The sequence below is a fragment of the Embleya sp. NPDC056575 genome, assembly GCF_042793325.1.
GTDB lineage: Bacteria > Actinomycetota > Actinomycetes > Streptomycetales > Streptomycetaceae > Embleya.
This window is the reverse complement of sequence record NZ_JBHTVA010000154.1, coordinates 1-3,447: the sequence shown is the minus strand read 5'-3', so window position 1 is coordinate 3,447 and position 3,447 is coordinate 1. Positions and strand designations below refer to the sequence as shown.

At 71.5% G+C, this 3,447-nt stretch carries 3 protein-coding genes and 1 pseudogene; all 4 read left to right on the top strand.

Annotated elements, in window-relative coordinates:
• Window positions 1–363 (top strand): annotated as a pseudogene (locus ACFRCG_RS48315) (carbon-nitrogen hydrolase family protein); the annotation flags it as partial.
• Entirely contained in the window at window positions 360–1,475 is a 1,116-nt protein-coding gene (locus tag ACFRCG_RS48310; RefSeq protein ID WP_379997115.1) for a cupin domain-containing protein, read from the top strand. The pseudogene ACFRCG_RS48315 and the gene ACFRCG_RS48310, both read left to right, overlap by 4 nt.
• 76 nt (window positions 1,476–1,551) lie before the next feature.
• Complete coding sequence (locus ACFRCG_RS48305) at window positions 1,552–2,457, top strand: fumarylacetoacetate hydrolase family protein (RefSeq protein WP_380043039.1); 906 nt, start codon at window positions 1,552–1,554, stop codon at window positions 2,455–2,457.
• A 108-nt stretch (window positions 2,458–2,565) separates the two neighbouring features.
• Complete coding sequence (locus ACFRCG_RS48300; protein ID WP_380043038.1) at window positions 2,566–3,309, top strand: Asp/Glu racemase; 744 nt, start codon at window positions 2,566–2,568, stop codon at window positions 3,307–3,309.
• Window positions 3,310–3,447 lie beyond the last annotated feature (138 nt).

Sequence of the window (3,447 nt, the reverse complement as noted above, 5' to 3'; positions counted from 1 at the left end):
CAGGTGGTCGCCTGCTCGACCATCTCGCCCGAGATCGTCGACGCCATCGCCGGCGACGACGAAGAGGTGCGCAAACAGCTGGGCCGCGAACGCAGCGCCTACTCGGGCGTCTTCGGCCCGGACGGGCGCCCCATCGGCGAACCGCTGATCGACGACGAGGGCATCGTCTACGCCGACATCGACCTCGCCAGGTGCATCCAGCCCAAGCAGATGCACGACATCGTCGGCCACTACAACCGCTTCGACGTCTTCGCGCTGAACGTGGACAACCGACCCCGGTCCCCGATCACGCTCACCCACGACCCCGCCGCCGCGCCGCCCCTCGCCCCCGCCGCCACCCCCGTACCCGAGGAGGAGACATGACCACCCAGGACGACAACATGCTGGGCCGGGCCCGAGTCACCGACACCCCGGAACTGAGCGCCTACTACGCCGAGTTGGCCGAACGCGAGGCCGGCGCGCTGTGGACCGTGGCGAACGAGATCGAACCCTGGTACCCGCAGCCCAAGTCGGTACCCACCCTGTGGCGCTACGCCGAACTGCGCCCGCTGGTCCGCAAGGCGCTCGACCTGGTCAAGGCCGACGACGCCGGCCGCCGGGTGGTCATGCTGGTCAACCCCGGCCGCCGGGACATCAGCGCCGCGGCGGGCCTGCTGTACACCGGCCTGCAGATCATGGGCCCCGGCGAGTCGATGACCGCACACCGACACCAGGCCGCCGCGCTGCGCTTCGTCCTGGAGGGCACCGGCGCCTGGACGATCGTGGACGGCGAGAAACTGCGGGTCGGCGCCCGCGACTTCGCGATCACCCCGAACGGGACCTGGCACGAACACGGCAACGAGTCCGACGACACGCCGGTGATCTGGCAGGACGGCCTGGACATCCCGCTGGTCAACGCGCTCGACGCGGGCTTCTACGAGGTCCACCCGGACGTCTACCAGGTGCCCGGCAAGGTGGTGAACTCCTCCGTCCTGACCTACGGCGGCAACCTCGTGCCGTACGGCGTCGAACGGTGGACCCGGCCCTACTCCCCGCTGCTCGCCTGGCCGTGGGAACCCACCTACCAGGCGCTGCTCGACCTGGCCAAGGCGAGCGAGGGATCGCCGTACGACGGCCTGATCATGGAGTACACCAACCCCGCCACCGGCGGGTCGGTGATGCCCACGATGAGCGCGCACATCCAACTCCTGCGTGCCGGCCAGGCGACGAAGGCACACCGGCACACCGGCTCGGTCGTCTACACCGCGGCCAAGGGTCACGGCGTCTCGATCGTGGCCGGACAGCGGTTCGAATGGCACGAGGGCGACGTCTTCGCGGTGCCCGCGTGGGCCTGGCACGAGCACGCCAACCTCGACCAGGGCGAGGACGCGGTGCTGTTCTCGTTCAACGACTTCCCCGTGATGCGCTCGCTGGGCTTCTTCCGCGAAGAGGCCTACGTCGACAACGACGGCCACCAGCCGACGCCGGCCGGCTGAGCCGGTTCATCCCGCAAACCCACCACCCGGGGCGCCGCGACCGCGCCGCCCGGACGCAAGACAGTGAGGACACCCCATGCGCCTGGTCACCTACACCGTCGGCGACTCGTCGCCCCGCCTGGGCGCCGAGGACGGCGCGCACGTGATCGACCTGGCCGCCCTGGCCGCCGCCGCGGGCGTCGAACTCCCCGGCGACCTGCTGTCGTTCGTCCGGGCGGGCGCCGACGCGCTCGACACCGCGCGCGAACTGCTCGCCGGCGCGCCCGCCGACCGCCCGGCCGGCACCGTGCACGCCGGCGGCGAGGTGCGGCTGCTCGCGCCGCTGCGCCCCGGGAAGATCATCGGCATCGGGCTCAACTACGTCGAGCACGTGGCCGAGTCCAGCCGCACCCTCGACACCGCGAAGGAACTCCCGGACCGTCCGGTGCTGTTCGGCAAGCCGGCCACCGCTGTCACCGGCCCCGGCGCGCCGATCCTGCACAACGCGGACCTGACCGCACAACTCGACTGGGAATGCGAACTCGCCGTGGTGATCGGCCGAACCGCCTACAAGGTGAGCGAAGCCGACGCGTGGGACCACGTGTTCGGCTACAGCATCATGAACGACATCAGCGCCCGGGACCAGCGCCGCTCCGGCCAGTGGTTCTTCTCCAAGGGCCAGGACTCCTACGCCCCGTTCGGCCCGGCCGTGGTCACCGCCGACGAGATCCCCGACGCACAGAACCTCGACCTGTCGCTGCGGGTCAACGGCGACGTCAAGCAGAAGTCCAACACCCGGCACATGTTGTTCGACATCCCCCGGCTGATCGCCGACATCTCTTCCGGGATGACCCTGGAGCCCGGCGACGTGATCTCCACCGGCTCGCCGTCCGGGGTCGGCGCGGCCCAGGTCCCGCCGCAATACCTGCGGCCGGGCGACGTGGTCGAGGCGACCGTCGAGCGCATCGGCACTCTGACCAACCCGGTGATCGACGCCCGCTGACCCGAACCCGCCCCGCCCGCTCTCTCTTCCCGGCACCAGCAGGAGGCCCCTCCCGTGCGTCAACACCCCTACCGCGTCGGCCAGATCGTGCCGAGTTCCAATGTCACGATGGAAACCGAGGTGCCCGCGATCCTGCGAGCCCGCGAGACGGTCGCCCCGGAGCGCTTCACGTTCCACTCCAGCCGGATGCGGATGACCCACGTCACCCCCGAGCAACTGGCGGCGATGGACGCCGACTCCGACCGGTGCGCCGTCGAACTGTCCGACGCGCGGGTGGACGTGCTCGGCTACGCGTGCCTGGTGGCGATCATGAGCATGGGACTCGGCTACCACCGGGTCTCCGAGGAACGCCTGCACGGGCGCACCGTCGAGAACGGCGCGCCCGCGCCCGTGGTCACCAGCGCCGGCGCTCTCGTGCACGGGCTGCACACCATCGGCGCGCGCAAGGTCGCGCTGGTCGCGCCGTACATGCTGCCGCTGACCCGCACGGTGGTGGACTACCTCGGGCACGAAGGGATCGAGGTGCTGGACTTCGAGGCGCTGGAGATCCCGGACAACCTCGACGTGGCGGCGCACGACCCGCTGCGCCTGCCCGACATCGCGGACCGGCTCGCGCACGCCGACGCGGACGCGGTGGTGTTGTCGGCGTGCGTACAGATGCCGTCGCTCGCCGCGATCGAGGACGCCGAACAGCGGCTGGGCAAGCCGGTCGTCTCGGCGGCGGTGTGCACGGTGCACCAGATGCTCCGCGCACTCGACCTGCCGGCCTTCGCGCCCGGCGCCGGACACCTGCTGTCGGGGGCCTTCGCCGACGCGCCCCTGGGGGCGGGCAGCGCGGCGGCGGGGGCCTGATCCGCGAGTCTTCCGCGAGCCCTCGTCGGGGCGGGGCCCCCTCCCCCGGGGGCCGGGCCCCCCGGGCGAATGCAATAGGTCACCCGCGCCCCCCCCCGGGGGGGTGGGTTTGGGGGCTTTGTTGCGTTTAGGCCACCG

Excerpts from the sequence above, each read along its gene's own strand:
- ACFRCG_RS48310 (WP_379997115.1), top strand. The coding sequence starts at position 360 with ATGACCACCCAGGACGACAACATGCTGGGCCGGGCCCGAGTCACCGAC.
- ACFRCG_RS48305 (WP_380043039.1), top strand. The coding sequence starts at position 1,552 with ATGCGCCTGGTCACCTACACCGTCGGCGACTCGTCGCCCCGCCTGGGC.
- ACFRCG_RS48300 (WP_380043038.1), top strand. The coding sequence starts at position 2,566 with ATGGAAACCGAGGTGCCCGCGATCCTGCGAGCCCGCGAGACGGTCGCC.